20 protein-coding genes are annotated in these 23,120 nt (G+C 74.2%); 13 read left to right on the top strand and 7 right to left on the bottom strand.

Annotated elements, in window-relative coordinates; all coding sequences use genetic code 11:
* Window positions 1-80 precede the first annotated feature (80 nt).
* Window positions 81-938 carry a zinc finger domain-containing protein gene (locus ACIBBA_RS31060; protein ID WP_396702078.1) on the bottom strand — a complete coding sequence of 286 codons (858 nt, stop codon included), beginning with the start codon at window positions 936-938 and terminating at the stop codon, window positions 81-83.
* A gap of 110 nt (window positions 939-1,048) precedes the next feature.
* Between ACIBBA_RS31060 and ACIBBA_RS31055 the strand changes: the two genes are divergently transcribed.
* A complete protein-coding gene (locus ACIBBA_RS31055) occupies window positions 1,049-2,317 on the top strand; it encodes a hypothetical protein (RefSeq protein ID WP_396702077.1) in 1,269 nt (422 codons plus the stop codon).
* A gap of 45 nt (window positions 2,318-2,362) precedes the next feature.
* Here the strand turns inward: ACIBBA_RS31055 and ACIBBA_RS31050 are convergent, their stop codons facing one another.
* The 3 genes from ACIBBA_RS31050 to ACIBBA_RS31040 are packed head-to-tail and all read right to left on the bottom strand — an operon-like array spanning window position 2,363 to window position 4,013.
* Entirely contained in the window at window positions 2,363-2,605 is a 243-nt protein-coding gene (locus tag ACIBBA_RS31050) for a CPCC family cysteine-rich protein (protein ID WP_350869854.1), read from the bottom strand.
* A 25-nt stretch (window positions 2,606-2,630) separates the two neighbouring features.
* Window positions 2,631-3,467, bottom strand: coding sequence for an S-adenosyl-l-methionine hydroxide adenosyltransferase family protein (locus tag ACIBBA_RS31045; RefSeq protein ID WP_396702076.1), 837 nt, complete (start codon window positions 3,465-3,467; stop codon window positions 2,631-2,633).
* Window positions 3,468-3,521: 54 nt separating this feature from the next.
* Window positions 3,522-4,013, bottom strand: a complete 492-nt coding sequence (locus ACIBBA_RS31040) for a GNAT family N-acetyltransferase (RefSeq protein ID WP_396702074.1) — start codon at window positions 4,011-4,013, stop codon at window positions 3,522-3,524.
* Between the two features lie 139 nt (window positions 4,014-4,152).
* Here ACIBBA_RS31040 and ACIBBA_RS31035 point away from each other — a divergent pair, with 139 nt between their 5' ends.
* Window positions 4,153-4,734: a hypothetical protein gene (locus tag ACIBBA_RS31035; protein WP_396702072.1), complete on the top strand. Its 582-nt coding sequence runs from the start codon at window positions 4,153-4,155 to the stop codon at window positions 4,732-4,734.
* A gap of 16 nt (window positions 4,735-4,750) precedes the next feature.
* Here the strand turns inward: ACIBBA_RS31035 and ACIBBA_RS31030 are convergent, their stop codons facing one another.
* Window positions 4,751-9,334, bottom strand: coding sequence for an ATP-dependent helicase (locus tag ACIBBA_RS31030; RefSeq protein WP_396702070.1), 4,584 nt, complete (start codon window positions 9,332-9,334; stop codon window positions 4,751-4,753).
* Window positions 9,335-9,514: 180 nt separating this feature from the next.
* On the opposite strand from ACIBBA_RS31030, the gene ACIBBA_RS31025 reads away from it, so the two are divergent.
* The 11 genes from ACIBBA_RS31025 (at window position 9,515) to ACIBBA_RS30975 (ending at window position 21,115) form a co-directional block, all read left to right on the top strand.
* Window positions 9,515-9,904 (top strand): hypothetical protein, encoded by a 390-nt coding sequence (locus tag ACIBBA_RS31025; RefSeq protein ID WP_396702068.1) that lies wholly within the window; start codon window positions 9,515-9,517, stop codon window positions 9,902-9,904.
* A 237-nt stretch (window positions 9,905-10,141) separates the two neighbouring features.
* Entirely contained in the window at window positions 10,142-12,979 is a 2,838-nt protein-coding gene (locus ACIBBA_RS31020; RefSeq protein ID WP_396702066.1) for a Na+/H+ antiporter subunit A, read from the top strand.
* Window positions 12,976-13,458, top strand: coding sequence for a Na(+)/H(+) antiporter subunit C (locus tag ACIBBA_RS31015; RefSeq protein ID WP_396702064.1), 483 nt, complete (start codon window positions 12,976-12,978; stop codon window positions 13,456-13,458). The genes ACIBBA_RS31020 and ACIBBA_RS31015 overlap by 4 nt, the downstream gene beginning before the upstream one ends.
* A 37-nt stretch (window positions 13,459-13,495) precedes the next feature.
* Window positions 13,496-14,998, top strand: coding sequence for a Na+/H+ antiporter subunit D (locus ACIBBA_RS31010; protein ID WP_396702062.1), 1,503 nt, complete (start codon window positions 13,496-13,498; stop codon window positions 14,996-14,998).
* Entirely contained in the window at window positions 14,995-15,567 is a 573-nt protein-coding gene (locus ACIBBA_RS31005; RefSeq protein ID WP_396702060.1) for a Na+/H+ antiporter subunit E, read from the top strand. The genes ACIBBA_RS31010 and ACIBBA_RS31005 overlap by 4 nt, the downstream gene beginning before the upstream one ends.
* On the top strand, window positions 15,564-15,827 hold the full coding sequence (locus ACIBBA_RS31000) for a monovalent cation/H+ antiporter complex subunit F (protein WP_396702058.1): 264 nt from the start codon (window positions 15,564-15,566) through the stop codon (window positions 15,825-15,827). Before ACIBBA_RS31005 ends, ACIBBA_RS31000 begins: the two co-directional genes overlap by 4 nt.
* A complete protein-coding gene (gene mnhG, locus ACIBBA_RS30995; protein ID WP_350869872.1) occupies window positions 15,827-16,159 on the top strand; it encodes a monovalent cation/H(+) antiporter subunit G in 333 nt (110 codons plus the stop codon). Before ACIBBA_RS31000 ends, mnhG begins: the two co-directional genes overlap by 1 nt.
* 183 nt (window positions 16,160-16,342) lie before the next feature.
* Window positions 16,343-17,704 (top strand): hemolysin family protein, encoded by a 1,362-nt coding sequence (locus tag ACIBBA_RS30990; RefSeq protein WP_396702055.1) that lies wholly within the window; start codon window positions 16,343-16,345, stop codon window positions 17,702-17,704.
* Between the two features lie 52 nt (window positions 17,705-17,756).
* On the top strand, window positions 17,757-18,821 hold the full coding sequence (locus ACIBBA_RS30985) for a hemolysin family protein (protein WP_396702053.1): 1,065 nt from the start codon (window positions 17,757-17,759) through the stop codon (window positions 18,819-18,821).
* Window positions 18,822-19,117: 296 nt separating this feature from the next.
* Window positions 19,118-20,038 carry an SDR family NAD(P)-dependent oxidoreductase gene (locus tag ACIBBA_RS30980; protein ID WP_396702051.1) on the top strand — a complete coding sequence of 307 codons (921 nt, stop codon included), beginning with the start codon at window positions 19,118-19,120 and terminating at the stop codon, window positions 20,036-20,038.
* Window positions 20,039-20,185: 147 nt separating this feature from the next.
* Window positions 20,186-21,115, top strand: coding sequence for a sporulation protein (locus ACIBBA_RS30975; RefSeq protein ID WP_396702049.1), 930 nt, complete (start codon window positions 20,186-20,188; stop codon window positions 21,113-21,115).
* Between the two features lie 66 nt (window positions 21,116-21,181).
* Here ACIBBA_RS30975 and leuE read toward each other — a convergent pair whose 3' ends face one another.
* Both leuE and ACIBBA_RS30965 read right to left on the bottom strand, forming a co-directional pair.
* On the bottom strand, window positions 21,182-21,850 hold the full coding sequence (gene leuE / locus ACIBBA_RS30970; protein WP_396702047.1) for a leucine efflux protein LeuE: 669 nt from the start codon (window positions 21,848-21,850) through the stop codon (window positions 21,182-21,184).
* Window positions 21,850-23,112: a bifunctional pyridoxamine 5'-phosphate oxidase family protein/GNAT family N-acetyltransferase gene (locus tag ACIBBA_RS30965; protein ID WP_396702046.1), complete on the bottom strand. Its 1,263-nt coding sequence runs from the start codon at window positions 23,110-23,112 to the stop codon at window positions 21,850-21,852. The genes leuE and ACIBBA_RS30965 overlap by 1 nt, the downstream gene beginning before the upstream one ends.
* Window positions 23,113-23,120: the final 8 nt, after the last annotated feature.

The following is a 23,120-nucleotide window of genomic DNA, read 5'->3' as shown; positions in this document are numbered from 1 at the left end:
GCAGCATGCGACGCCGACGGCCCGGTTAGGAATTACCCAATCGTCCGTTTCTGGGCGACGGGTGGGGTGGGTCCGGGCGGTCAGCCGGCCGGGAGTTCCGGCTGGCACCTCGGGCACCAGTAGGTGACCCGTTCACCCAGCTCCTGCTTGCGGATCGCGGTGCCGCAGCGGCGGCACGGCTGGGCGCGTCGGCCGTACACGTAGCTGGTCTGCCCCCGGTGCAGCGAGCCGGTGGTGCTCTGCGTCCAGCGTCCCCGGTTCGCCGCGAGCAGCTTCTGGGCGAGGGCCGCCAGGCCGGGCAGGTCGGGTACCGCGCGCACCGGCGTCCATGGCGAGAGGCCGCGCAGGAAGAGCAGCTCGCACTTGTAGAGGTTGCCGACGCCGGCCAGGTTGCGCTGGTCGAGCAGCGCCTCGCCGATGGTGGCGTCCGGGTCGGCGGCCAGCCGACGGGCCGCCTCGGCCACATCCCAGTCCGGGCCGAGCAGGTCCGGGCCGAGGTGGCCGACCAGGCTCTCCTCCGCCGCGGTGGGCAGCAGCGCCAGCTCGTGCAGGTGATAGCCGACCGCCACCGCCCCGGGGCTGCGCAGCACCACCCGGATCAGGTGCGCCGGCCGGGCGGACCAGCGTTCCCCAGGGGTGTACGCCCGCCAGGCGCCGTCCATCCGCAGGTGCGAGTGCAGCGTCCAGTGCCGGTCCCGCGCCGGCTCGCCGGCGCCGGCTTCGGCCCGGGCGGCGTCGGTGGTTGGGGCGGCGGTGGTCGGGGCGGTGAGCCGGAGCAGCAGGTGCTTGCCGCGGCTGGCCGACTCACGCACGGTCCAGCCGGTCAGGTCCGTGGTGGCCAGCTGCGGGACCCGGAAGTCGCTCGCGGTCAGCGTCGCACCGGCCAGCGCGCGGTGCAGGACGCGGGCGGTGTTCCAGACGGTGTCGCCTTCGGGCATCCTCCCATCCTCTCTCGTCCGAGCCGCATTCGCATGTATCGCTATTTGTACCGCACTTCCGCTTGATCTCCCGATAAGGGGACTATCAGCGAGTTCTGAGGAGAATGCACATGAAAGTAGCTCGTTGTTGCGTCCGTCCCGCCGTCCTCGCCGCCACCCTCGCCCTCGCACTGACCGTCGCGCTGGTGCCCGCCGCCGGCCCGGTACCGGCCGCGCCGACCCGCGGCGCCGCCCTCAACCTCGCTCCCGCCGCCCCGACCGCGGAACGGTGGAGCGTCGACCTCTCGGTCGTCGACGGCGACGACGTCAACGTCCGGCGCACCCCGGCCGGGCTCCGGCTGCGCGACGCCCACCCGAGCCCGGCCCGGGCCGCCCGCAGCCCGCACAGCGCGGCAGCCGAGGGGATCCTGCTCACCGCGCCGCGTCCCCTGTCCCGGCCGGTCACCCAGGTCCGGGCCGAGGTGACCGCGCGGACCGCGCCCGGCGCCACGGTGGAGGCCCAGGTGCGCGGCTGGCGCGCGAGCGGCTGGACCGAGTGGCGCAGCGCCGCCGCCGGCGCGGTCTTCGACCGGCCCGTCACCCGGGTGCAGGCCCGGGTGGTGCTCACCGCCCGCGACGCCCGGGCCGCCGCCACGGTCACCGGGGTCCAGCTCACCGCGGACGCGCGGGCCGCCGTCTCCGCCACCATCCCCGCGCGCACCTACCGGGTGTACGCGACCCGGATCGGGCTGGTCGGTGAGACCACCGCCAACGGGCGGATCGTCCAACCACGGGACCACTTCGTGGCGCTGCCGTCCCGACGCGGGCTCGCGCCGCAGAACAGCGGCGACTACACCGTCCGGGTCTGCACCACCACCGGCAGCCGCTGCGAGTACGCCCCGGTCTGGGACGTCGGGCCGTGGAACACCCGGGACGACTACTGGAACCCGAGCTGGGTCCGGGAGAACTGGAAGGACCTGCCGCAGGGCCGGCCAGAGGCGCAGGCCGCCTACCAGTCCGGCTACAACGGCGGGCGGGACCAGTTCGGCCGTACCGTGCTCAACCCGGCCGGCATCGACCTGGCAGACGGCACCTTCTGGGACGGGCTGCAACTCACCACGAACGCCTGGGTCGACGTGGCCTACCTGTGGACCGGTGGCGGGTCGCGTGGCGTGGTCGGCGACGGGCCACTCAACATCCGTAGCGGTGCGGGCACCGGCTACGCGGTCCGGGGACTGGCCGCCCGCTACGCCAACGTGCCGATCGAGTGCTACGTGACCGGCCAGTCGGTCAGCGGGCCGTACCGCACCACCACCCGGTGGAACCGCCTGGCCAGCGGCCAGTACGTCAGCCACGCGTACATCTCGGCCGTCTACGGCGCCACCGTGCCGCGCTGCTGACCCGGGCTCGACCGCCCGGGCCCGGCGCCCCGGGCGGCTCGGGGGTCAGGGGCGCTCGTCCGGGCGGGCCGGGCGGACCATGTCCTGGTAGCGCGGGTGGCTGGCGCCGTAGACGGCGAAGTTGAGTCGGGCGTGGGTCAGGCTCAGGTCGCCGTTGGGGCCGCCGCGAACCACGTCGGCGTCGGTGTCGGACTGACCGTCGTCGGTCCAGAAGCAGACCGGGCAGGTGCCACCACCGGTCCGGGAGGCGCAGCAGGGACAGGCAACGGGAACCCAGTGCTCACCCACCGGGGCAGCATTCCACAGTTGAGAATCAGTCGCCCACCCGCACTCGACCGTGGATGGTCAGCAGGTCACCGGGCGTCACACCGAGCAGCTCCACCGCCCGACCGCGGTTCACCGCCACGGCCACCCGGCCGGCCGAGTCGGGGTGCACCACCAGGCCGCCCGCAGGCGCGTCGCCGAACGTCCGGCCGCGTACCGCCGGCCAGCCGGGACCGGGTTCCACGGCCGCTCCGGGTGCCCGCGCGGTGACCCGGACCGCCGGTGGCAGCCCGTCCAGCAGATCGGCTGCGGCGGCGAGCTGGACGTTGCCGAAGGTGTCCACGGTCAGCACCTCGGCGGTGAAGCCCCCGGGATGCGCGGTCACCACCGGCGTCGGCAGCCGGACCAGCTCCGTCGGGTCGAGCGCGGGACCGGCCTCGGCCAGCGGCGCGCCGAGCGCGAGCCGCGCCGCGACCGGCGCGAAGACGTCCCGACCGTGGAAGGTGGTGGACACCCGGGGCGCCAGCCAGGCCGGGTCGGTCAGCTCGACCGCGGCGCTCACCCCGCCCAGCGCGTCGGCGGCGTCGAGCAGCAGCCCGTTGTCCGGCCCGACCAGGAACCCGCCGGGGCTGGCCAGGGCGATCCCGCGGCGTGCCGTGCCGACGCCCGGATCGACCACCGCCACGTGCACCCCGACCGGCAGATACGGCACGGTCTGCGCGAGCACCGTCGCGCCGCGCCGCACGTCGGCGGGTGGCACCAGGTGGGTCACGTCGATCACCCGGGCGACCGGCGCGATTCGGGCGATCACCCCGTGGCAGGCGGCCACGAAGCCGTCGGTGAGGCCGTAGTCGGTGGTCAGCGAGATCCAGGGTGCGTCGGGCATGCCGGCAGGCTAACGCCCGCCGCCCGGCCCGCGCGGGTGTGCCTCGAGGGGAGGTCAGGGCGCGGTGCGCAGCTCCAGGATCAGCTCGTCGTGCAGCGGGATGCCGTCCTCGCCGGTCAGCGGGATCTCCGGCTTGAGCCGTCGGGCCCGGTCCACCGCGCCCGGATCCACCCCGACCAGTCGCAGGCCGCGCCGCTGGTAGAAGCGCAGCGCTCGAAGGTTGTCGTTGGAGGTGATCAGCCAGAGCCGGGCCAGCCCCGCCGACCGGGCGGTCTGCGCCGCCGCGGCCAGCAGCGCGGTGCCGACGCCGCCACCGGGCACGCCGGCCACCACACTGACCACCTCCAGCCCGTCGCCGTCGCGGTGGTGGGCGAGGGCGCCGAGCACCGCGCCAGCGGCGTCCACCGCCACCAGCGTCGGCAGCGTACGCAGGTCGTAGCGGGTGTCGTGGGCGATGACGTACGGGCCGCCCCACTCCCGCTCGTGCAGCGCGTCCACCGCGGTCCGCTCGCCCGGCCGCGCCGGTCGTACCGTGATCCCGTCCACGTCACCCTCCCTCGCCGGCACCGGATGGTAGCCGGAGTCGATCGGGGCGGCGCGGGTCTCTCGAGCTGGCGGATATGGGACACGGCGACTGGCCGACCGGCCACTGCCGCCGCCCGTGCCGGTTCGGCAGACTGCCCTGGTGACACATCGGAGCCTGCCCGCCGTCGCGGTACTCGTGATCGCCGCTGCCCTCACCGCCGGCTGCGGTGGCGCCGACGGCGACCGGCCCGCAGCCGCCCCGTCGGCCGCCAGCCCGTCCTCGGTGGCCAGCCCGTCCCCGGCGGTGTCGCCGACCGCCGCCGACCCGTCCGGCGTACCGGCCCCGGCGGTTCCCCCGGCCGGGGACGCCCCGGCCGTGCAGCCGCCCACCGAGCGTCGCCCGGCCAGCCCGCCACCGGTGGTGCTGCCCCGCCGCCCGACCGGGTCGCCGGGAGCCAAGCAGGTGATCGACGCGTTCCGGACCGCCGGCCTGAAGGTGCCCAACCCCCGCGACCGTTCCGTCGACTGTGGACCGGACGGGCTCGGCCTGGGCTGCTCCGAGCTGATCGCCACCGACGCGGTCACGGTCTACGTCTTCCCCGACGAGACCAGCGCCGGCGATCTCGCCGCGACCTGGGGCGGCCAGTCGTACCGCCGGGGTCCGGTGGTGCTCAACTATCTGGAGGCCCGGACGCCGGCCGCCGACCGCCCCCGCTACGAGCGGGTGCTCGCCGGCCTGTAGCGACCCGATCGGCTGGTCAGCCGCGCAGGCGCAGGCCGCGGGGGGTGGCCCGGAAACCGGCTGCGGTCAACGCGTCGCGCAGCGGCGAGGCGTGCACCGCCTCGCCGTCGGCGCGCTCGACCGAGATGGCGCCCAGCGCACCGGAGTGGACCGCGTCGGCGAGCGCCTTGGCGGCCGCGGCGAGCGCCTCGGCGTCGGCGGTGAAGGAGAGCAGCGTGCGGCCGCCCCGCTCCACGTAGAGCGCCAGGTCGCCGCCGACCAGCGCGACCAGGGCTCCCGCCTTGCGGCCGGCCCGGTGCCCGCTGGCCGGCGCGTCGCCGTCACCCGAGTCGACCGCACGCTCCGGCCAGGGCAGGGCGGCGCCGTAGGGATTGGCCGGGTCGGTGGCGGCGAGCACCAGGGGTGCCCCGCCGCGCCCCCGGGCACCGTCGGCCGGCTCGGCCAGGGCCCGGATCCGGTCGACCGCGCCGGGCACGGCGAACTGCGCCGCGCCCAGCCCCTCGACGAAGTAGCCCCGGCGGGCCGCGCCGCGCTCCTCGAGCGCGGAGAGCACCGGGTAGACCGCAGCGAAACCGCCGACCACCTGCTCGGCCACGACCGCGCCCCGGGTGACCACGCCGTGCCGTTCGAGCAGCACGTCGGCCAGGGCGGCGGCCCGTCGGGTCGGGTCGGTGTCGCGTTCGGGCAGCCGTGACCAACGCCCGGCCACCGTGGGCGGGCCGCTGCGGGTGGGCAGCGCCACCCGGCCGGGCCGGCGGTAGCGGGTCCGCGGCGCGGACGGCCGGGACCGGTGCGCCCCACCGGCGCCGAGCACTGCCCGCAGCGGGGCGAGGGTGTCGTTGGTGAGGTGCCCGGCCCAGACCAGGTCCCAGACGACGGCGGTCAGCGCGGCGTCGTCGGTGCAGTTGACCCGATCGGCGAGCGGGCGGAAGAAGAGCGCCTGACCGTCGGCGAGGGCGTCGAGCACCGCCTCGTGCAGCGGGGTGAGGGCCAGTGCCTCGTCCGTCGGCGGGAGCAGCAGCGGCGCCGCGTCGGCGTAGGCGAGGGTGACCCAGCCGTCCCCACCGGAGATCGCGCCGGAGCCGGCCCAGAGCACCTCGCCGCTGGCGCAGAGCTCGTCGAGCTGGGCGGGGGAGTAGTCGGCGACCCGCCCGGGCAGCACCAGGCGCTCCAGCGCCGAGGCCGGCACCGCCGTGCCCTGCAACTGCTCGACCGCCGCGGCCAGCGCCTCCACCCCACGGGCGGACGAGCCGACCTGCTGCCAGCGGGGCAGGAAGGCGGCCAGCGCCCGGGGTGGCACCGGCTCGATCTCGCGGCGCAGCGCGGCCAGCGAACGGCGGCGCAGCAGCCGCAGCACCTCGGCGTCGCACCACTGGCTGCCGGCGGTGTCCGGGGTGAACTCGCCGGAGACCACCCGGCCGGTGGCGGCGAGCCGGCGCAGCGCCTGCTCCACGACGAAGACGCCGAGCCCGAACCGGGCCGCGCAGCTGGCCGCGGCGAACGGGCCGTGCGTGCGGGCGTAGCGGGCGACGAGGTCACCGAGCGGGTCGGCGACCGGCGCGAGATAGGCCTCGGCCACCCCGACCGGCAGCGCCACCCCGAGCGCGTCGCGCAGCCGGGCGGCGTCCTCCACGCCGACCCAGCGCTCCTCGCCGGCGATGCGGACCCGCAGCACCCGCCGGGCCGCCTCGAGCTCGGTGAGCCACCCGACCGGCGCTCCGCGCTCGGCCAGCTCGGCCGTGCTGAGGTCGCCGAGCACCCGCAGCAGCTCGACGACGTCCTCCGCGTCGCGCGGGCGGCGCTGCTCGGTGAGCCAGCGCAGCTGCCGCTCGGTCTCGACGAGCACCGCCGGGTCGAGCAGCTCACGCAGGTCGACCCGGCCGAGCAGCTCACCGAGCAGGGCGGAATCCAGCGCCAGCGCGGCGGCCCGCCGCTCGGCGAGGGGGGCGTCGCCCTCGTAGAGGAACGCCCCGACGTAGCCGAAGAGCAGCGAGCGGGCGAACGGTGAGGGCTGGCTCGTCTCCACCTCGACCAGCCGGACCTTGCGGGCGGCCAGGTCACCCATCAGCTCGGCCAGCGCCGGCTGGTCGAAGACGTCCTGGAGGCACTCCCGGGCGGCTTCCAGGGTGACCGGGAAGTCGGCGTATTCCCGGGCGACGTCGAGCAGCTGGGCGGCGCGCTGGCGCTGCTGCCAGAGCGGCTGCCGGCGGCGCGGGTCGCGGCGGGGCAGCAGGAGGGACCGCGCCGCGCACTCGCGGAACCGCGAGGCGAAGAGCGCGGACGTGCCGACCGACTCCTCGACCAGCTGGGCGATCTCGTCCGGCTCGAAGGCGACCACGTCGGCGCCCGGCGGTTCCTCGGCGGTGTCGGGCAGGCGCACCACGATGCCGTCGTCGGAGGGCATCACCTGCGCGTCCACCCCGTAGCGTTCGGCAAGCCGACGCCCGATGGCGAGCGCCCAGGGCCCGTTGACCTTGGCACCGAGGACGCTGTGCACCGCGAGCCGCCAGTCGCCCAGCTCGTCGCGGAACCGCTCGACCACGATCGTCCGGTCGTCGGGCAGTGAGCGGGTGGCCGTCCGCTGCTCGCGCAGGTAGGCCATCAGGTTGCCGGCCGCCCAGTTGTCGAGCCCACCGGCGCGCAGGGCGGTGATCGCCGCCTCGTCGCTCTGCCGCAGCAGCGCGCGGATCCGGGCGCCGATGGCTCGGCCCAGCTCGACCGGCCGGCCCAGCGAGTCGCCCTTCCAGAAGGGCATCCGGGCCGCCTGCCCCGGGGCGGGCGAGACGAGCACCCGGTCGGGGGTGATCTCCTCGATCCGCCAGGAGGAGGAGCCGAGCAGGAAGACGTCGCCGACCCGCGACTCGTAGACCATCTCCTCGTCGAGTTCACCGACCCGGGCGGCGCGTTCGGCGCCGGCCAGGAAGACGCCGAAGAGGCCTCGGTCGGGGATGGTGCCCCCGCTGGTCACGGCGAGCCGTTGCGCGCCGGGACGGCCGGTGAGCAGGTCGGCGGCCCGGTCCCAGACCAGCCGGGGACGCAGCTCGGCGAAGGCGGTCGACGGGTAGCGGCCGGAGAGCATGTCGAGCACGGCGTGCAGCGCGGAGTCGGGCAGCTCGGCGAAGGGCGCGGCGCGGCGCACCAGCACGGCAAGGTCGCCGACCCGCCACGGCTCCAGCGCGACCATCGCGACGACCTGCTGGGCCAGCACGTCGAGCGGATTACGCGGAAAGTGCAGCTCCTCGATCGCGCCGTCGCTCATCCGCTCGGCGACCACGGCGCAGGAGAGCAGGTCACCGCGGTGCTTGGGGAAGACCACCCCGCGGGAGACCGCGCCGACCTGGTGCCCGGCCCGGCCGACCCGTTGCAGCCCGGCGGCGACGCTGGGCGGCGCCTCGATCTGCACGACCAGGTCGACCGCGCCCATGTCGATGCCCAGCTCCAGGCTGGAGGTGGCGACGACCGCCGGCAGCTGCCCCGACTTGAGCGCCTCTTCGATGTGCTTGCGCTCCTCGCGGGAGACGCTCCCGTGGTGGGCCCGGGCGATCACCGGCGCCGCGCCGCTGGCCGCCCCGGACTGGGCCATCACCTCGGCCGGTGGCCGGACGCCGTCCCCTCCGGCGGGCGGGGCGTCACCGACCTCCTCGGCAGCCAGTTCGTTGAGCCGGGCGCAGAGCCGCTCGGCGCTGCGCCGGGAGTTGGTGAAGACGATGGTGGAGCGGTGTGCCCGGATCAGGGCGAAGACGCGCTCCTCCACCGCGGGCCAGATCGAGGCGCGGCGCGGCCCCGGCCCGCCCAGGTCGTCCTCCGGTGGCTGCTCCTGCTCGTCGAGGCGGGTCATGTCCTCGACCGGGACCTGGACGGCGACCTCGATGGTCTTCGCGCTGGGCGGCTGCACCACGTCGACCGGCCGCGCGCCGCCGAGGAACTGGGCGCAGCCGTCGATCGGCCGGACCGTCGCGGAGAGGCCGATCCGCTGGGCCGGGGCGGGCAGCAGCTCGTCGAGGCGCTCCAGGGAAAGGGCGAGGTGGGCGCCGCGCTTGCTCCCGGCGACCGCGTGCACCTCGTCGACGATGACCGTCTCGACGCCGCGCAGCGAGTCGCGCGCGGCGGAGGTGAGCAGCAGGAAGAGCGACTCGGGCGTGGTGATGAGGATGTCCGGCGGGGTGCGGGCGAAGGCCCGACGTTCGTCGGCCGGGGTGTCGCCGGTGCGCATTCCGACCGTGATCTCGGGTGGGGCGACGCCGAGTCGGGTGGCGGCCTGGCGGATGCCGGCGAGCGGGGCGCGCAGGTTGCGCTCGACGTCGACCGCGAGCGCCTTGAGTGGGCTGACGTAGAGCACCCGGCAGCGGTGCCGGGCCTCGGCCGGGGCGGGCTCGCGGGCCAGCCGGTCCAGCGACCAGAGGAACGCGGCGAGCGTCTTGCCGGAGCCGGTGGGCGCCACCACCAGCGCGCTGTGCCCGGCGGAGACCGAGCGCCAGGCGCCGGCCTGGGCGGCGGTGGGGGCGGCGAAGGCAGCGCGGAACCACTCCCGGGTCGCCGGGCCGAACCCGGCCAGCACGTCGGTGCCCACCGCGTCGGGGCCGCCTGTCTTATCCGCCACCCGTCCATCCTGCCGCGCCGGTGTGACAACCCGGCCCGGCGCGGCGCTGTTTGTGTCCGGCAACGGCGCTTACGAGGCGGATATGACGCTTGATGCGTTAAGTCTCACTTAACTGCTTGCTTGTGATGCACAACATAAAGTAACTTCACTCGGGACAAGAATCGGGGCGGAGGGGATCGGATGCCGGTCGAGCGGCGCAACGTCGAGCCCGGCACCGACGTGCTCATCCGCAAGGTCGACAGCCATCTCGCCGCCGTCCGCGTCGGCCTGCACGGGCCCGAGCTGGAGCTCGCCGAGCGGCTGGCCCGCTGCCTGCGCGAGCTGGTCGTCACCACCGCCCAGGCGAGCGCCGCCGACCGCGGGCAGGTCCGCGCGGCGGTCCACTACTTCGTGCTGCGCCGCGAGAGCCGTGGCCGGCTGCTGTCGGTGCGGTCACTGGCCGCCGCCGAGCGGGTGGTGGACCGGGTCGCCCGCCAGCTCGGCCGGGCCGACCTGCTGGCCGAGTCGCCGCGCCACGACCTGGTGGCCAGCCGGGAGTCGGTCCGCCCCGGAGGCGCCGTCTCCCGCTGACCCCGCCGCCCCGGAGCCCGGCTGCCGCTCCGCCGAACCCTCGCCGTGGGTCGTCGCCCGTCGCCGTCCGCCCGCCGCACTCCCTGACGCCGCCCCTCGATGACGGGTCCGTCGAGACCGGCTATAAGGGTGATTTCCGGAAAAGGTGCCCGAAGGGGAGCGAACTGGCGTCTGATCGCTCCTAGGCGCCGAACGCGCGGGCGGCGTCCGCCACTGCCACCACGACCGGGAGTGCGGGTGCTCGTACTGCTCATCCTCCACCTCGTGGCGGCACTCCTCGCGCCGTTCCTCGTCCGCTGGTGGGGCCCGCGCGCCTGCTACCCGCTGGCCCTGGCGCCGGCCGCCGCCTTCGGGTGGGCGCTGGCCCGCACCCCCGCGGTCCGCGACGGCGCGGCGGTGGTCGAGACCTATCCGTGGATCGGGCAGTTGGGGCTCGACATCGCGCTGCGGCTGAGCACCCTCTCCTGGCTGCTGACCCTGCTGGTCGGCGGCGTCGGCGCGCTGGTGCTGGTCTACTGCGCCCGGTACTTCACCCCGGGCTCGCTCGGCCTGGCCCGCTTCGCCGGCGTGCTCGTCGGGTTCGCCGGGGCGATGCTCTGCCTCGTCCTCGCCGACGACCTGCTGCTGCTCTACGTCGGCTGGGAACTGACCACGATCTTCTCGTACCTGCTGATCGGGCACAGCACCGAGCGGCGGTCCAGCAGGTGGGCCGCCGCCCAGGCGCTCACCGTAACCACACTGGGTGGGCTGGCGATGCTCGTCGGCTTCATCATGATCGGCGAGCACGCCGGCACCTACCGCTGGTCGGAGATCGCCGCCCGGCCGTTGCCCGGCGGCGGTTACCTGGTGGCCGCGGTGCTGCTCGTCCTGGTCGGGGCGCTCTCCAAGTCGGCGGTGCTGCCGTTCAGCTCCTGGCTGCCGGTGGCGATGGCGGCACCCACGCCGGTCAGCGCCTATTTGCACGCGGCGGCGATGGTGAAGGCCGGCGTCTACCTGATCGGACTGCTCGCGCCGATGCTCGCCACGGTCGGGCCGTGGCGACCGGTGGTGGTCGTCGCCGGCCTGGCCAGCATGCTCGCCGGCGGTTGGGCCGCGTTGCGGCAGACCGACCTGAAACTGCTGCTGGCGTACGGCACGGTGAGTCAGCTCGGCCTGCTGGTGGTGCTGATCGGCGCGGGCACCCCGGACGCCGCGCTGGCCGCGGTGGCCATGCTCCTCGCGCACGCCCTGTTCAAGGCGGCGCTGTTCCTGGTGGTCGGGGTGATCGACCACGGCGTGGGCACCCGGGACCTCCGCGAACTCTCCGGGCTGCGGCACGGCGCCGGTCCGCTGGTCGCCGTCGCGGTGCTCGCCGCCGCGTCCATGGCCGGGGTGCCCCCGCTGGTCGGCTTCGTCGCCAAGGAGGCGGCCTTCGCCGCGTTCACCGACCAGCCGGTGATCCTCGCCGGGCTGGTGATCGGCACGGTGCTCACCGTCGCCTACAGCGCGCGCTTCCTCTGGGGCGCGTTCGCCGACCGTGCAGGCGTGGAACCGACCCGGCTCACCCGGATCGCCCCGCCGCTGTTCGTACCGCCGGCCGTGCTCGCCGTGGCCGGGCTGGTGGCCGGTCCGTTCGCCGGCGGGCTGGACGTGCTGCTCCGCCCGTACGCCGAGCTGTTCGGCGCCCTCGACGCGCACCTGGCGCTCTGGCCCGGGCCGACCCCCGCGCTCGGCCTCTCCGGGCTGGTGCTGGTCGCCGGTGGGCTGCTCTTCGCGCTGCGCGGCCCGCTCGCCCCGGTGCTGGCCCGGCTCCGCTCGCCGGTCGGCGGCAACGCCGGGTACGAGTGGGTCATCGGTCGCTTCGACCGGTTGGCCGTGGAGGTCACCGGCGCCACCCAGCGCGGATCCCTGCCGCAGTATCTCGGCATCATCCTGCTGGCGTTGGTGCTGCTGCCCGGCGGGGCGATGCTCGCCGCCCGCCCCTGGCAGGAGCGGATCGCCGCCTGGGACACGCCGCTGCAACCGGTCGTCGCGTTGGTGCTCGCGGTCGCGGCCGTGCTCGCGGTCCGCGCGCGTCGCCGGTTGACCGCGATGCTGCTGGTCGGGGTGACCGGCTACGGCACCGCCATGCTCTTCGTCCTCTACGGCGCGCCCGACCTGGCGTTGACCCAGTTCCTGGTGGAGACGGCGACCATCGCGGTCTTCGTGCTGGGGCTGCGCCGCCTGCCGGAACGGTTCTCGGCCCGCCCGCTGCGCCGGGCCCGGTGGCTGCGCCGGGCGATCGGCGTGGCGGCCGGGCTGGTCACCGCCGGTCTGGCCCTGGTCGCGGCGGGGGCCCGCCAGGCGCCGGCCATCTCCACCGCCTTTCCGGAGCTTGCCTTCGACGAGGGGTACGGCCGCAACGTGGTCAACGTGACCCTGGTGGACATCCGGGCCTGGGACACCATGGGGGAGCTGGCGGTGCTGGTGGTGACCGCGACCGGGGTGGCCAGCCTGATCTTCCAGCGCTCCCGGACCGGGCCGCGCCCGCGCCGGCCCGAGCCGGCCCGCCGGGCGGACCGACCCGGCCGGCCGGTCTGGCTGCGCGGCGGGGCCCGGTTGCACGAGCGGCGACGGTCCATCGTGCTGGAGGTGGTCATCCGGCTGATCTTCCACACCGTGGTGCTCTTCTCCCTGTTCCTGCTCTTCTCCGGACACAACGCTCCGGGCGGGGGCTTCTCCGGTGGGCTGGTGGCGAGTCTCGCGCTGGTCGTGCGCTACCTGGCCGGCGGCCGGTACGAGCTGGCCGAGGCGGCGCCGATCGGGGCCGGCACGGTGCTCGGCGCCGGGTTGGCCGTCTCGATCGGCACCGGCGTGGTCGCCCTGCTCGCCGGCGGGTCGCTGCTGCAGAGCGCGCGGATCGACCTCTACCTCCCGCTGATCGGCGACTTCTACGTGGTCACCTCGCTCTTCTTCGACGTCGGCGTGTACCTGGTGGTGGTCGGGCTGATGCTGGACATCCTGCGCAGCCTGGGCGCCGAGATGGACCAGCACATGGAGGCGGCCGGCACCGGCGCGCGCGGCCTGGCCGTCGAGCCGGGGGAGCAGCGGTCATGACCGCAGGGGGCTCGGGGCCGACGCTGGTGCTGGTGATCGCCGTCGGGGTGCTGGTCGCCAGCGGGGTCACCCTGCTGCTGGAGCGGAGCCTGACCCGGATCCTGCTCGGCGTCATCCTGCTGGGCAACGGGGTCAACCTGCTCATCCTGCTGGGCGGCCGGTCGGGTGGCGCCCCGGTGATCGGCACCGGTCCGGTGGACCGGATGAGCGACCCGTTGGCCCAGGCCATGGTGCTGACCTCGATCGTGATCACCTTCGGGCTGACCGCGTTCCTGCTCGCGGTCAGCTACCGCAGCTGGTATCTGACCGGCGACGACGAGGTGCCGGACGACCTCGAGGACCTGCAGATCATCCGCCGGGCCGAGCGGGACGAGGTGGCCACCACGGACCTCGGCGGGGAGGGCCCGGACGCCGATCCGGAGCAGGTCGACCCCGAGCCGGCGCGGCGCCGGCTGCGGCGCGGGGAGGGCGTCGAATGACCGGGTACCCGCGCCCCGGCCCGAACCGGGTGGCCCGGTGAACCGGCTGGTGCCGCTGCCGGTGGTGGTGCCGCTGCTCGGCGCCGCGCTCACCCTGTTGCTGGCCAACCGGCCCCGGCTGCAGCGGAGCGTCAGCGTGGTCGGGCTGACCACCACGCTGGCGGTCGCCGTGGCGTTGCTGCTGCAGGCGTACCGGCACGGGCCGGTGGTGCTGGCGATCGGGGGTTGGCCGGCGCCGGTCGGCATCGTGCTGGTCGCCGACCAGCTCGCCGCGCTGATGGTGGTGGTCTCCTCGGCGGTCACCCTCTGCGTGCTGCTCTACTCGATCGGCCAGGGACAGGGGGAGACCGGCGAGACCGCCCCGGTGACCATCTACCACCCGACCTATCTGGTGCTGACCGCCGGTGTGACCAACGCCTTCCTCGCCGGTGACCTGTTCAACCTCTTCGTCGGCTTCGAGATCCTGTTGGCCGCGAGCTTCGTGCTGATCACCCTGGGCGGCACCGAGACCCGGATCCGGACCGGATCGACGTACGTGGTGGTGAGCATCCTGTCGTCGATGGTCTTCCTGGCCGCGGTGGGGCTCGTCTACGCGGCCACCGGCACGCTCAACATGGCTCAGCTCGCCCAGCGCCTGGACGCGCTACCCGACGGCGTACGGCTGGCGTTGCAGTTGATGCTGTTGCTCGCCTTCGGGGTGAAGGCCGCGGTCTTCCCCCTCTCAGCCTGGCTGCCGGACAGCTACCCGACCGCGCCGGCCCCGGTCACCGCGGTCTTCGCCGGCCTGCTCACCAAGGTCGGCGTCTACGCGATCATCCGGACCGAGACGCTGCTCTTCCCGGGCGGGCAGGTCGACGAGCTGCTGATGGTGGTGGCCGGACTCACCATGCTGGTCGGCATCCTCGGCGCGGTCGCGCAGTCGGACATGAAGCGACTCTTCTCGTTCACCCTGGTCAGCCACATCGGCTACATGATCTTCGGGGTGGCGTTGAGCACCGTGGCCGGGCTCTCCGGCGCGATCTTCTACGTGGTGCACCACATCACCATCCAGACCACCCTCTTCCTGGTGGCCGGCCTGGTCGAGGAGCGGGCCGGCAGCACCGACCTGCGCCGGCTCGGCGGGCTGGCCCGGGTGACACCGCTGGTCGCCGTGCTCTTCTTCGTACCGGCGATGAATCTCGCCGGGGTGCCGCCGTTCTCCGGCTTCCTCGGCAAGCTGGGGCTGCTCCAGGCCGGCGTGGCGGCCGGTGGACCGCTGCCCTGGGCGCTGGTCGCGGCCGGCGCGGTGACCAGCCTGCTCACCCTTTACGTGGCCTCCCGGGTGTGGAACATCGCGTTCTGGCGGGCGCCGCGGCTGGCCGAGGCCGGCGCCACCCGGCTGCCCGGGCTGATGATCGGGGCCACCGTCGCCCTGGTCGCGTTCGGGCTGGCGCTGACCGTGATCGCCGGTCCGCTCTTCGACGTCACCGCCGACGCCGCCACCGACCTGCGGGACCGGACCCCGTACCTGCGGGCCGTCCTGCCCGGTGGTCCGCCGTGACCCGGCCGGAGCGCAGCCGGATGGGGCGCTGGCGCGACCAGGCGCTGGCGCTCGGCTGGCTGGTGCTGATCTGGAACCTGCTCTGGGGCGATTTCACCTGGGGCAACCTTGCGGGCGGGTTGCTGGTCGGCGGTGCGGTGCTGGTCTTCTTCCCGCTGCCGCCGGTCACGTTCGGCGGCCGGCTGCGCCCCCGGGCGCTGCTGGTGTTCGCCGTGCGCTTCGTCACCGAGCTGGTGGCGGCGAGCGCGCACGTCGCCCGGATCGCGGTGCAGCCCGGCTGCCGGCCGCGCGGGGCGATCATCGCGGTCCGGCTGCGGGTGCGCACCGACCTGAACCTGGCGCTCACCGCCGAGGCGATCTCGCTGGTCCCGGGCACGCTCATCCTCGAGGTGGACCGGGACACCGGAACGCTCTACATGCACGTGCTCGACGTCCGCGGGCCGGCGGACCTGGTCGAGAACCGGGCCCGGGTGCTGGAGGTCGAACGGCGGATCGTCCGGGCGCTCGGCTCGGCCGCCGAGGTACGCCGGGTGGAGGCCGACCCTGCCGAGAAGGAGAACCATCCGTGATCACGTTCCTCGCCGTCGTCCTCACCGTGCTGTTCTCGGTGACCGCGCTGCTCGCGCTGGTCCGGCTCTACCGGGGGCCCTCGCTGCTGGACCGGGTGGTCGCCGCCGACATGCTGCTCGCCACCATGGTCGGCGCGGTGGGCGCCGAGGCGGCGGTCAACCGGCACGCCACCACGCTGCCGGTGCTGGTGGTGCTCTCCCTGCTGGGGTTCGTCGGTTCGGTCTCGCTGGTCCGGTTCGCCGTACGGGAGGAAACCTGATGCTCGCCACCATCGCCGACTGGCTCGGCGCCGTCTTCCTGGTCGCCGGCGGGCTGCTCGCGCTCGCCGCCGGGATCGGGGTGCTGCGCTTCCCGGACGTGCTGGACCGGATGCACGCCGCCACCAAGCCGCAGGTGCTCGGGGTGCTGCTCCTGCTGGCCGGGGTCGCGCTGCGGCTGCGTACCGTCGCCGACCTCGGCATGGTGCTGCTGGTCGCGGTCTTCCAACTGGCCACCGCCCCGGTGGCCGCTCAGATGATCGGCCGGGCCGCGTACCGTTCCGGCCGGGTGAACCGGGAGTTGCTCGACGTCGACGAGTTGGCCGACCGTTGACCGCGCCCCGACGGGGTGAACCGGACAACCGGCGCCTTCGGCCCACCCCCAGCGGACGTACAGCGGACGCCGATAAAATGGCGGCATGATCGACTCTTCTGCCCAGGAGGGCAGCAGTAGCCAGCCGGGTCGTGCCCGGCATCCGATGGCCCCGACGTCGTCGCGGGGAGCCCTGAGCCTCCCGTGTTGATCGTCCTAGGCCTAGTCCTGATCATCCTTCTCACCGCCGCCACCGGCTACTTCGTGGCCCAGGAGTTCGGCTACGTGGCCGTCGACCGGGGCAAGCTCCGGCAACTCGCCGACGACGGTGACCAACCCGCCGCCCGCGCGCTCGAAGTGACCGGTCGGCTCTCCTTCATGCTCTCCGGTGCGCAGCTCGGCATCACCGTCACCGCCCTGCTGGTCGGTTACGCCGCCGAGCCGTACCTCGGCGCCGGCCTCGCCGACCTGCTCGGGGTGGCCGGGATCGCCGAGTCACTCAGCCTGCCGCTCTCGGTGGTGCTGGCCCTGGTCATCGCGACCGTGGTGCAGATGGTCCTCGGTGAGCTGGCCCCGAAGAACCTCGCCATCGCCCGCGCCGTCCCGGTTGCCCGGGCGCTGTCCCGCTCGACCCTGATGTACCTGAAGGTGGCCGGTCCCGTGGTCCGGCTCTTCGACCGTTCCGCGGTGCGGCTGCTGCGCCGGGTCGGCATCGAGCCGATCGAGGAGCTGCCCAGCGGCGCCACCCCGGAGGACCTGGAGCAGATCATCGCCGAGTCCCGCCAGGAGGGGCACCTGGACGCGGAGATGTCCACCCTGCTCGACCGGGGGCTGGACTTCCGCGAGCTGACCGCCGGCGAGGCCATGGTGCCCCGGGTCGACGTGCACACGGTGCGCGCCCACGAGCCGGTCAGCCGGGTGGTCGAGCTGTTGGACACCGGCCACTCCCGCTTTCCGGTGCGCGGCGCGGAGGGCGTCGACGACCTGGTCGGCGTGGTCGGCATCGCCGACGTGCTCGGTGTGCCCCCGCAGCAGCGCGCCACCACACCGGTGAGCGCGGTGGCCGTCCCGCCGCTGCTGGTGCCCGAGACGCTGCCGCTGCCGACCGTGCTCGACCGGCTCCGCTCGGGTCACCGGCAGCTGGCCTGCGTGGTCGACGAGTACGGCGGCTTCGCCGGGGTGATCTCCCTGGAGGACATCGCCGAGGAGCTGGTCGGCCCGATCCGGGACGAGGACGACCCGCCCGAGCGGGCCCCGGCCCGGCAGGACGACGGCTCCTGGGTGGTGCCGGCGCGCTGGCGGATCGACGAGGTCGCCGACAGCACCGGCATCACGCTGCCCGAGGCCCCGGAGTACGACACCCTCTCCGGCCTGGTTATGCGGGAGCTGGGCCGGGTGCCCGAGGTCGGCGACCGGCTGGAGATCAGCCTGCTGGCCGACGGCGAGGACGGCGAGGTCGACCGGCGTGCCCTGGTCGAGGTGCTTGCCGTCGACCGGCACGTGGCCGACTCCGTCCGGCTCCGGGTCACCGAACCCGGCTCCCCCCGCCACGAGGTGTCCGCGTGAGCGCGAGGAGTGAGCCTGCGAGCCCCGCAGTCGCGAACGAAGGGCGGGCCCGATGAGCCCCGGGATCGCGCTGCTCACCTCGGTGGTGCTGCTGGCGCTGAACGGTTTCTTCGTGGCCGCCGAGTTCGCCCTGGTGGCGAGCAAGCGGTACCGGCTGGAGCAGGCCGCGGCGGGCGGCGGGCGCGCGGCCCGGGCCGCGCTGGACGGCGTACGCGAGCTGTCGCTGATGCTCGCCGGCGCGCAGCTGGGCATCACCCTGTGCACGCTGGGCCTCGGTGCGCTCGCCGAGCCGGCCATCGAGCACCTGCTCAGCCCGGCGCTGCACGCGGTGGGGCTGCCCGACGCGGCGAGCCACGCGGTGGCGCTGGTGTTCGCGCTGGGCCTGGTCACCTTCCTGCACCTGGTGGTCGGGGAGATGGCGCCGAAGTCGTGGGCGATCACCGACGCGGAGCGCTCGGCCACGCTGCTGGCCCTGCCGTTCCGCGCCTTCGCCCGGGTCGCCCGGCCGGTGCTGTCCGCGCTCAACGCGGTGGCCAACGCGATCCTGCGGCTGGTCCGGGTGAACCCGCAGGACCAGCTGGCTCAGGTGCACGGCCCGGACGAGCTGCGCATTCTGCTGGAGCAGTCCCGCGAGCACGGGTTGCTCGGCGCCGAGCAGCACCAGCTGCTGACCAGCATGCTGGAGTTGCAGGGCACCACGGTGGCCCAGGTGATGGAGCCGTTCGCCACCATGGTGACGGTCCGCCGGGACGAGTCCGCCGAGCGGATCGAGCAGGTCAGCCGGGAGAGTGGCAGGTCCCGGCTGGCGGTGCTGGACGCCGCCGGCGACGTCTGCGGGCTGGTGCACGTCCGGGAGGCGGTGCGGGCGGTCACGACCGGCCATTCGGCGACCGCCGGTGAACTGATGAGCAGCGCCTTCACCCTGCCGGCCGCGGCGTCGGTGACCGAGGCGGTGGCCGCGATGCGGTCCCGTCAGTCCCAGCTCGCGTTGGTGCGTAACGGCGGCGGGCCGGCCCGGCCGATCGGTTTCGTGGCGTTGGAGGACCTGCTGGAGGAGGTCATCGGCGAGTTCGACGACGAGACCGACACGGTGCCGCGGGGCCGCCGGCTGAGGTGAGACGGCTGCGGGACCAAGCCGCACGACTCGTATGAGTACGCGCAGCGGACCTCGACCGTTGGTCGGGGTCCGCTGGGAGTCGGACGGCTGAACAACCTGACGGTCGAGGCGGATTCTGCTTCCTGGCGACGCCCGCCGGAGTGAGGCCCGCTTATGCCACCTTCAGCCGAGCCGGTCCGCTTGTCCGCGTAGCTGACGACCTGGCCGCCCATTTCAGCAGGCACGAGCGAACCAGCAGGATCAGCAGAAGTGCGCCTGCGGTTGTGTGCCCGCCATCGAAAAGGGAAGGAACGAAAATGGCCAACTTGTTCGACGCCCGATCCACCGCCGCCGAGGTTGTTTCCGCGGTGGACCTGTCCGGCCGCCGGGCCGTCGTCACCGGGGCAGCCTCCGGCATCGGGGTGGAGACCGCGCGGGCGCTCGTCCGCGTAGGCGCCGAGGTCACCCTCGCGGTCCGCGATGTCGAGGCGGGTCGGCGGGTCGCAGACGACATCACCGCCGGCACCGGCGTCGGCCGAGCTCTGGTCGCTCCGCTCGACCTCGCGGACCTGGACTCGGTGCGGGCGTTCGTCGAGGGCTGGCAGGGACCGTTGCACATCCTGATCAACAATGCGGGCGTGATGGCGCCCCCGCTGACCCGCACTCGCCAGGGCTGGGAACTCCAGTTCGCCACCAACTACCTCGGGCACTTCGCACTCGCCACCGGTCTGCACGACGCGCTCGCGGCGGCAGGCGACGCCCGCGTGGTCTCGCTCAGCTCCCGTGGGCACCTGACCGCCTCGGTCGATTTCGACGACATCAACTTCGAGCGGCGCCCGTACGACCCTTGGGTGGCGTACGGGCAGTCGAAGACGGCCAACGTGCTCTTCGCCGTCGAGGCTGACCGACGCTGGTCGGATGAAGGAATCAGGGTCAACGCCGTGCACCCGGGTGCCATCCTCGATTCGAACCTGACGCGCTACATGAGCCCGGAGGAGATCGAGACCGCGGCGTCGTCGGGCGAGGTGTTCAAGTCGCCGGAGCAGGGCGCAGCCACGAGCGTCCTCGTCGCGACCTCGTCAGGACTCGCCGGTGTCGGCGGACGCTACTTCGAGGACTGCAACGAGGCAGGACTCAACCAGCCCGGCACGAATCGCGGAGTGGCTGCGTACGCGCTTGACCCGGAGGCGGCGAAGCAACTCTGGCAGGTGTCACTGGACATGCTCAGCAAGGCGTAGTCGCGTCACGGGCGAGCTGGCTGCGGGTCCGAAGGTGGTGACCCGGGTCGGCTGCCGTGGACCGGATGCTTCCGACGAAGCCGGGGTGACCCCGGGGCGGGGTCCGCCACAGTGCGGGTGGGTGCGTGCGCGGGAGGAGGAAGTCCGGTGCGGTACACGGGGGTGTCACCGGAGTCGGGCCGCACCGGCCTGTCGGTGCGGACCGCCCTGACCAACCCGAGCACCCGACCGGGGCTGCGCCTACCCGGTCGGGTCACGGTCATCGCCGGCGCGCGCGACGTGTCGGTGCGGCATGTCCGGCTCGGCCTGGTCACCACGGCCGAGCCGGACGACCCGTCCGCGCCGCGCCGCCTGGTGCAGTTCCACCAGGCGGAGCTGATCGGGGGGTTCGTGCTGCCCGCCGGCCGGGGCCGGACCATCCCGTTCCAGTTCCCGATGCCGTGGGAGACCCCGGTGAACATCTTCGGCGGGGCGCCGCTGCTGAGCCTGCGGATGGGGCTGCGTACCGAGGTGGCCGTCGAGCCGGAGCTGGACCAGGGCGCGATGGTGCCGGTCTTCGTGCACCCGCTGCCCACCCAGGCGCACGTGCTGGCGGCGCTGGACACCCTCGGCTTCACCCTGCGCCAGGCCGGGCTGGTCGACGCCCAACTGCCCGGGGTGGCGCAGGCCCTGCCGCTGCACCAGCGGGTCGGCTTCTGGGCGGCGCCGCTCTACGCCGGCCCGATCACCGAGCTGGAGGTCGTCTTCGTGGCCAACTCGGCCGGCCTTGAGGTGATCCTCTGGATGGACCGCCGACTGGCCCTGGCCGGGATCACCCACCAGAGCATCAGCCGGTTCCGGATCTGGCACGCCGACGCCGACCGGCGGGACTGGGTGTCCACGGTGGACGGCTGGCTGCGGATGGCGATCAACCGGCACGCGGCGGCGGCCGCGCACGCCGACTGGTCCGCGCAGATCAAGGAGTCGGCGCACGTCAGCCGGCCACCGGACGAGCCGGTGCCGCCCGGATACGGCCTCGGTGGCACGGCGGGCGGCGCCGGCATCGGCGGTGGCGGTGGCGGTGGCGACGGCACCTGACCCGCCGGTGGCGGTGGCGACGGCACCTGACCCGCCGGCGGCGGGGGTGGCTGGTCGGCCCGCGGCCTAGATGCTGGCGGTGGCGAGTTTGATGCTGAAGCCGAGGAAGAGGGCGGCCACGCCGGTGGTCGCGCCGACCGCGAGCCGGCGGCGCTGGCGGAACTGCGCGGCCAGGAAGGTGCCCGCGAAGATCAGCATGGTCAGGTAGAGCGCGCTGGTCACCTGCGCGATCAGCCCGAGCAGCACGAACGACAGCGCCGGCCAGGCGTAGCCCGGGTCGACGAACTGGATGAAGAACGAGATGAAGAAGAGGATCGCCTTCGGGTTGAGCAGGCTGATCACCAGCGCCTTGCGGAACGGGCTGCGCATCGCCGCCGGCTCCGCCGCGTCGATCAGCCGCGGCGTGCTCGGGTCGTTGCGGTCGCGCCAGCGCCGCCACGCGCCGCGCAGCATGGTCAACCCCACGTAGCCGAGGTACGCCGCGCCGGCGTACTTGACCACCAGGAAGAGCGGCGGGTACACCTGCAGCAGCGAGGCCACCCCGGCGGCCGAGAGGACCATCAGCACCCCGTCGCCGAGGAAGACGCCGCCCGCGGCCCGGTAGCCGGCCCCCACCCCCCGCTTGGCGGCGGTGGAGAGCACGAAGAGGGAGTTGGGCCCGGGCAACAGGATGATCGCCACGGTGCCCAGCACGTACGTTCCGAGGTCGGTGATGCCCAGCACGCCCGCCATCATCACGCCACCGGTGCCGTCCGACGAAGCCTTTCCCGCAGCGCGAGCTGTGCGTTCGGCCACTCGTCGACGGTCATCGCGTACTGGACGGTGTCCCGCCACGACCCGTCGGCGCGTTGCCGGTGCATCCGCAGCACGCCCTCGCGGGTCGCGCCGAGCCGTTCGATGGCCCGCTGCGAGCGCTCGTTGCGGATGTCGGTGTGCCAGACGACCCGCAGCGCGCCGAGTTCGTCGAAGGCCCGGGTGAGCAGCAGCAGCTTCGCCTCGGTGTTGATCCCGGTACGCCACCAGGGCCGGCCCAGGAAGGTGTAGCCGATCGCGACCGCCCGCCGCTGCGGATCCACCTCGTAGTAGGAGGTGGTACCGACCACGGCGCCGGTCACCGCGCAGCGCTGAACCCAGGGCACCCGCTCGCCCCGGTGCTGCGCGGCCAGCGCGGTGGCGACCACCTCGGCGGTCCCGGCCGCGTCGGCGGGCAGCGCCGTGCCGAGGTGCCGCCAGACCTCCTCCTCGGCGGTGGCGGCGTGCAGCTCGTCGGCGTGCGCGAGGTCGAGCGGCTCCAGCACGACGTGTTCGCCGCGCATCGTCGCCGGCTCGTGCCACGGCGACCGGGCCGCCCGCAGATAGGCGGGGACCGGCGCGGTCACGCCGGCGTCGGGCTCCGGTGGGCCGCTGGTCAGCCGCAACGGCACCACGCCGGCCCAGTGCGGCAGGCCGAGGTCGGCCGGGTCTTCACCGACCCCACCGGTGCGGGTCCGCAGCGAGACCTCGTGCAGCGGCAGCGCCAGCAGGGCGGTCTCGGCCAGCTCCCGGCGGTTCGGCGGCCGGCTCTCCGCGGCGCGTCCGGCGCCGACCTTCTCCACCAGGGCGGTCATCGCGTCGGCCTTCTCCTGCTCGTCGGTGACCAGGTGGGCGGTCCCGTGCGCGATCACCGACCGGTAGTTGGCGCTGTGGTGGAACTGCGAACGGGCGTAGACCAGCCCGTCGAGCAGGGTGACGGCCACGCAGACCGACAGCCCGTCGCCCCGGGCGGCGAGCAGCGGCCGACTGCCGGTCGAGCCGTGCAGGTAGAGGGTGTCGCCGATCCGGACGTGCAGGGTGGGCAGCACCCGTGGCTCGCCGTCGACGGTGAACGCGAGCGCGCAGTGGTACGCCTCGTCCAGCACCTCGTGGGCGGCGGCCCGGTCGTAGCTCATCCGGTCCCGGGAGCGGCTCGCCGTCGTTCGCGGCGTCCGGGGATAGGTGCTCCGGTCGACTGGGTGCATCGGTCCAC

It is taken from the genome of Micromonospora sp. NPDC051006, from assembly GCF_044456245.1.
Taxonomy (GTDB): Bacteria; Actinomycetota; Actinomycetes; order Mycobacteriales; family Micromonosporaceae; genus Micromonospora.
The sequence above is the reverse complement of the archived record's forward strand: the minus strand, read 5'-3'. Positions and strand labels throughout refer to the sequence as shown.